The 7282-nt window shown below is 48.4% G+C and carries 2 protein-coding genes; one reads left to right on the forward strand and one right to left on the reverse strand.

Features of this window, described 5'->3' with window-relative positions:
- Positions 1 to 69: 69 nt before the first annotated feature.
- Positions 70 to 6564: an AAA family ATPase gene (locus AC0QH1_RS20265; protein WP_324633115.1), complete on the forward strand. Its 6495-nt coding sequence runs from the start codon at positions 70 to 72 to the stop codon at positions 6562 to 6564.
- Positions 6565 to 6635: 71 nt separating this feature from the next.
- On the opposite strand, the gene AC0QH1_RS20270 is transcribed toward AC0QH1_RS20265, so the two are convergent.
- Entirely contained in the window at positions 6636 to 7178 is a 543-nt protein-coding gene (locus AC0QH1_RS20270; RefSeq protein ID WP_324633116.1) for a DUF2231 domain-containing protein, read from the reverse strand.
- Positions 7179 to 7282: the final 104 nt, after the last annotated feature.

Here is a 7282-nt window from a genome sequence, read left to right on the forward strand (position 1 = left end):
GGGGAGAACTCCTCCCTACGCATAAATGACGAGGGTTTCCGTTCTCCCCCTTACCAACCCTAATTTCTGATGACAATGTTTGAAATTCCCGGATACACCTTGACCCAAGAAATTCAAGTAGGGGGTCAGACCGCAATTTGTCGGGGCTATAGAAAATGCGATCGCCGCCCAGTTATCGTCAAGCTGATAACCAGCGATTACCCAGATTTACAGCAAATTTATAATTTAGAGAGAGAATATGAAATCACCCAACGAATAGAAAGTCCTGGGGTGGTAAAAGTTTGGGAAAAAGTGGCCGATCGCCGAGGCATTCCCAGCCTGATTTTTGAGGATTTTGGCGGAATTTCCCTGAAAGGCTTTTTAAGCGATCGCCCCCTTCCCCTAGGAGAGTTTTTGCAGATAGGGATTCAAATCGCTCAGACCTTGGGCGAGTTGCACCACCATCAGATTATTCATAAAGATATCAAGCCATCGAATATTATCATACATCCGGAAACTCGTCAAGTCAAAATTACGGATTTTAGCATTGCGATCGCTCTGAGCAAAGAAACCGTTCGCGTCAGCAATCCCAACACCGTGCAAGGAACCTTGGCCTATATTTCCCCGGAACAAACCGGGCGGATGAATCGCGCCCTGGATTATCGCACCGACTTATATTCCACCGGGGTCAGCTTTTATGAAATGCTCCTGGGGCAACTTCCATTTACCGCTACCGATCCGATAAGCTGGATTCACTGTCACATTGCGAAACAACCCCAATCCCCCCGGGAACTGAATCCCCAAATCCCCGCACCCCTATCCGATATCGTCCTCAAATTACTCGCTAAAACTCCGGAAGCGCGCTATCAAAGCGCCTGGGGACTGAAAGCGGATTTAGAAACCTGCTGGAAACAGCTCCAAAGTGCGGACACGATCGCCCCGTTTGTTCTCGGGCAATATGACAGTTACGATCGCTTTGAGATTCCGCAAAAGCTCTATGGGCGCGATCGGCAAATTGCGATTCTCACAACCGCCTTCCATCGCATCCGGGAAGGTACCCCGCACCTGGTACAAGTCGCCGGTTATTCCGGAATTGGCAAATCTGCGTTAGTCGCCGAACTCCATAAACCGATTGTGGAAGCGCGGGGATATTTCATTCAGGGAAAATACGACCCCTACAAACGCAATATTCCTTATTTTGCCTTCGCTAAAGCCTTTCAAGAATTGATTCGACAGCTTTTAACCGAAAGTGAAGAACTCATCCAAGTTTGGCAGAAAAAGATTTTATCGCAAATTGGCATGAATGGGGCGGCAATAATCGAGGTAATTCCAGACCTAGAACTGCTCATTGGAGAACAGCCACCCCTGCCCAAATTGCCCGCCAAGGAAGCACAACAGCGGTTTCATTTGGTCTTTGAAGCATTCCTAAGCGTATTTGCCCAACCCGAACATCCGTTAGTGATTTTTCTCGACGATTTGCAATGGGCAGATTCCGCTTCCTTGACCTTGATTCAGATATTGATGAACCAACGCGATCGCCGGGATTTGTTGCTGATTGGAGCCTATCGCGACAATGAAGTATCGGCGACCCATCCATTGGCGATCGCCTTGCAGAAAATTGACCCCACGCGCCTCACCCGAATTCAACTGCAACCCTTAGGGGTAGAAGACATCGCCACCCTGCTTGGCGACACCCTGAATTGCACTCCAGAATCGGCGCAATCCCTAGCTACCATTCTAGCACAAAAAACCCAGGGAAATCCCTTCTTTTTAACTCAGCTTTTGCACTCCCTTTACGAGGAAAACTTGTTGACCCGCACCTCCCCCACGCGCCCGGGGGAAACCGCCCAGTGGACCTGGGATATGCAGCAGATTCAAAACCAGGTACTCCGGGAGAATGCGATCGATTTAACCCTGGGCAATATTGAAAAGCTCTCCCCACAGACCCAAACCCTGCTAAAATTAGCCGCTTGTATTGGCACGCAATTCGACTTAGACCTGCTGGCGCGGGCGAATGAGCAACCCTTAAGTGCCACTATCGCTCAACTAGAGTTAGGGATTCAGTCCGGATTAATTCTCCCTCTAAGCAATGGGTATAATCTGCCAGTTTCCGCTCTTTTGAATCCCGAAGGCCAAACCGATTATAATGCGATATTTTCCCAGGATAACTGGAAAGAATTTGCCGTAAATATGGGCTACCAGTTCGTACACGATCGCGTCCATCAAGCACTGTACGACTTACTTTATTCCCGGGATAAAACCGAGCTTCACTGGAAAATCGGCCAATTATTACGGGAAGGAACACCCCCGGAAGAACGGGACGAAAAAATATTCGAGATTGTCAATCACCTGAATCTCGGCGTCGGGTTAATTACCGAGCGATCGCAACTAGAAGAACTGGCAAAACTGAATTTAATCGCCGGACAAAAAGCCAAAGCCACTAGCGCCTATGAGTCGGCTGTGGATTACTTAACCTCTGGGTTAAACCTACTCCCGGAAAATAGCTGGGAAACTCACTATGACTTAACCCTATCTCTGGCAATCGAAACCGTAGAATCCCGCTACCTCACCACCAATTTTGAGGCGGCGCAACCCCTAGCCGAAGAAGTGTTAAACCGGGCAAAAACTATCCTCGAACAAGTCACCGTTTATGAAATAAAAATTCAGCACTTTATTTCGCAAAACAAATTGGACTCCGCAATTGATACGGGTCTGCAAGTGCTTTCTATCTTGGGAATTTCTCTGCCCAAAACTCCCTCCCGCCTGCAAGGATGGATGTTGAAATTACAAACCCAATTTCGCATGAGTAATCGCGCCCTTGAAGACCTGAAAGCGCGCCCCACCATGACCGACCCCCATCAATTAGCGGCGATGCGGATTTTAATGCAAATTTGCGCGCCCGCATATAACGTCAATCCCGCTTTATTGCCGATTTTGGTACTCACAATGGTCAATCTGGCCATGCAATATGGGAACTCTCCTTTTGCGGCTTATGCCTATGGCATTTATGGATTAATCTTATCGGGAAATGAGAAAAATGTAGAGGCGGGATATGCTTTTGGCGAACTGTCCCTCACCCTGTTAAAGCGCTTCAATGCCAGAGAATTGGAATGTCGCGTGTTGAAGATGTTTAACTCCCACGTGCGCTTCTGGAAAGAGCATCTGCGCGCCACGATTCCCGATTTGCTGGAAACCGTGCGCGTGGGGTTGGAAACTGGAGAGTTAGAATATGGCGGATATGGCGCTGCGGAATATTGCATTCATCTGTTTTTTGTGGGCGAAAACTTGTCCGAGTTGGCGACAACGTTTGAAGAATACAGCGAGCTAATTGCTAAAATTAAGCAGGATTTTAGTTTGGACTATATTAATATTTGGAGACAGGCGGTTTTACAGTTGCGCGATCGCCCTGGGGAAGTCACCGCGTTGGTGGGCGAGTGCTTCGACGAAGGGGAAATGCTCCCGAGGTTTAAGCGCAACAATCTGGGACTGTTTCTCTTTTGCGTCTATCTGGCAAAAACCATTGTCTGTTATTTATACGGCGAGTTTGAAGCGGCGCTGGAGAATGCAAAACAAGCGGAACAGTATAAAGATCGGGGTCGCGGGTTGATGAAATTTCCCCTGCATCACGTTTATTATTCCTTGGCATTGTTGGCGCAGTATCCGCAACTCTCAAAAGCGCAACGGCATCAGGCGATCGCCAAGGTGACGGAAAATCAGAAAAAACTGAAAAAATGGGCTGATTCTGCGCCGGAAAACTTTGTGCATCAGTATGAATTGGTGAAAGCGGAAAAAGCGCGAGTGTTGAACCAACCGCTGCGGGCGATCGCCGCTTACGAAAACGCGATAAAACAAGCTCGAGAAACGGGATACTTGCGCGAAGAAGCGATCGCCAATCAACGCGCCGCCGAATTTTATCTCGCCCGGGGAACGGAAACCGTGGGATATACCTACTTGAAAGAAGCGCATTATGCCTATCGGCGCTGGGGGGCGACAGGCATTATTGAAGCGTTAAAATCTCGCTATCCGCAGGTATTGTCTCGTCAGCGCACTACCGATAACCAACCGGAATTGATGAGTACCAAAACTTCCTCTAGCGGTGCGATGGATTCTCTGGATTTATCTGCCGTTTTGAAAGCTTCACAAGCAATTGGCAGCGAAATTGTTTTAAATCAATTGCTCGAAACGTTAATTGCCATTGCAATGGAAAATGCCGGGGCGACAAAAAGTTGTTTGATTTTAGCAGAAGCGGGAACGTTATTTGTGGAAGCTACCGGAACCGTAGAACCGGCAGAAATTCGGGTGGGCGATCGCACCCGGGTAGATGCGGTGGAACATTTACCCCGTTCCCTCATTCAATACGTGGCGCGCACTCAGGAAAATGTGGTGTTAGATCGGGCGGCGAAAGAGGGATTATTTACCAACGACCCTTATTTGCAAACCTATAATATTCCCTCGGTTTTATGTATGCCAATTGTGGCCAAAGGGAAAGCGATCGGGATTCTTTATTTGGAAAATAATCTCGCCCCCGGAGCGTTTACCCCAGACCGGGTTGAAGTGTTAAAATTGCTGTCTGCACAAGCGGCGATTTCTTTAGAAAATGCCCGGTTGTATGGGAATTTATCCGCCAGCGAACGACGCCTGCGCCGCCAAAGTCGCGCGCTTTTAAAGCTGGCTAAACGCAACAATCAAAACATGGATTTTGGATTGGTAATGAAGGAAATTACCGAAGCAGGAGCGAATACCCTGGAAGTAGAGCGAGTTGGCGTGTGGTTATACGCACAAGAGCGATCGCGACTCGAATGTATCGATGGTTACGAACGCACTCCCCATCGTCACACATCGGGGATGGAATTGCTGGCGCGGGATTATCCGGTGTATTTTCGCGTCCTATCCTCGGAACGGATTCTGGCCAGTGAAAATGCACGCCAGGATCCGAGAACCTTAGAGTTTCTCGACGGTTATCTGATGCCATTTGGGATTACCTCGATGTTAGAAGCACCGATTCGCCTCGGGGGACAGATGGTGGGGGTATTGTGCCACGAACATACGGGAGAACCGCGCCAATGGGCGATCGAAGAACAGAACTTTGCCGGATCCTTGGCGGATTTAGTCGCCCTGGCGATCGAACGCGATCGCCGTGCGAAAGCAGAACAAGAGCGCGATCGCTTTTTTAGCGTCTCTTTGGATTTGCTCTGCGTCCTCGGATTTGATGGCTATTTCCAGCAATTAAATCCCGCCTGGGAAAAAACCCTTTCCTTCTCCATCGAAGAACTGAAGAAAACCCCTTTTCTGGATTTGCTGCATCCCGAAGACGTGCAACCCACCCTCGATGTAGTCGGGGATTTGAAATCCGGCAAAAATCTGATTTCTTTTGCCAATCGCTATCGCTGTGCCAATGGTTCTTATCGCTGGTTGTTGTGGAATGCCACCGCCTTTCCCGAACAGCAGTTAATTTATGCTGGGGCACATGATATCACCGAACTCAAACAGGCAGAAGAGGCTCTGCAAAAAGCCAATGAAGAATTAGAAATGCGCGTGGAAGAACGCACGGTGGAACTAAAAAATGCGATAGATTCCTTACGCGATACCAACGCTCAGTTGCACGACGAAATCGCAGTCCGCAAGCGCACTGAAGAGGCATTGCGACGCTCTAAAGCGCAACTGCAACAACAAACTAAAGAACTGCAAACCGCTTTGGAAAAACTGCAACTCACCCAAATGCAATTGGTACAAAATGAAAAAATGGCCAGTCTGGGTCAGCTTGTGGCCGGAATTGCCCATGAAATCAATAACCCGGTGAGCTTTATTTATAGCAATATCGAACCGACTCGTCAATATATTGAGGATTTGCTGCATCTGTTGGCGCTTTACCAAGAAGAGTATTCCCCGCCTTCTACCACAATTCAAGACGAGGAAATGGCTATCGAACTGGAGTTTTTAAAAGAGGATTTGCCCAAACTCCTGCAATCGATGAAAACTGGTGCCGATCGCATCCGCAAAATTGTCGTCTCCTTGCGAAACTTTTCCCGTCTGGATGAAGCGGAAAAAAAATGGATCGATATCCGCCAAGGCATCGAAAGTACCCTGCTGATTTTGCAACACCGCCTCAACGGCATTGATGTGATTAAAGACTTCGCCGATATCCCACAAATTGAGTGCTATTCCGCACAACTCAATCAGGTGTTTATGAATATCCTCAGTAATGCGATCGATGCCGTTGCGTCCTCGGGGGTGAGTCATTCGTCATTAGTCACTGGTCATTCGTCATCGGTAATAAATTCAAATGACAAAGGACAAATCACTAATGACCAACCCCAAAAAACCATCCGAATTCGCACCGAGACTTTGGAGGAGGCGATCGCGATTTATATTGCTGATAATGGTCCGGGAATTCCCGAGGAGATTAAACCGCGCATATTCGACCCATTTTTTACCACGAAAGCGGTGGGAAAAGGCACCGGTTTGGGATTGTCTGTGAGCTATCAAATTGTGGTGGAAAAACATGGGGGAGATTTGCAGTGCAGTTCTCAACCCGATCGCGGATCTGAGTTTATCATTCGTCTGCCCCTACAGATAAAAAAATAATCCCCAATCTAAATGTAGGGTGAGCAATGCTCACCCTACGGGAATGTCACCAATTCCTGACAATTGGCAGGTTAAGATTGCATTTCTCGCGTGGTTCCGATCGCACCGATTTTGTGGCGGAAAGTCAATTCGCCACCAAACCAACCGGTGACGCCCAGCAAGACACCGACGATCGCCGAAAGGGCTAGACCCCAGGGTACAATCGATAGTTCTGGATTGCCCATACGCAGCAGCCAATTAATCAACGTTAGCACCAGGGCCACAATATTGCCTGCCATATGCAGCCAACCCGCACTGCGATCGCGCACTCGTTTGATATTAAAAAAGTCAAACATCCCGGTAATTCCAGCGAGAATTCCCGAAACAAACCCCACGCCAATCAACCACATTGAGGCTTTTGCCCAGAAAAAGTCGGTGGTTATCCAATAGGCGACATCGCTACCCAATGCGCCGACTAAAAAAGCAATGGGTAAAGTAACGATAACCGGATGGATCGGATGACCGGCGATCGCCAGGGTACTGGGAATACCGCTATCGCGATAGTCGCCATCGTTGCTTTCGATCGCCGGTGGGATGTTCGGATAGGGAGAATTCGTTCTTTCCGTTGTTTCCATAACTGATTCCTGTCAAAACAGCTTCTTTTGTTCCAGAGTGCCAAAAGCACTCACATGCAAACATTTTGCTGCTTTACTTGTAATTCCTTTCCCCGAGAATCCGT

Source organism: Phormidium sp. CCY1219 (assembly GCF_055795085.1).

Coding starts and splice junctions, on each gene's coding strand:
- AC0QH1_RS20270 (WP_324633116.1), bottom strand. CDS start 7,178: ATGGAAACAACGGAAAGAACGAATTCTCCCTATCCGAACATCCCACCG.
- AC0QH1_RS20265 (WP_324633115.1), top strand. CDS start 70: ATGACAATGTTTGAAATTCCCGGATACACCTTGACCCAAGAAATTCAA.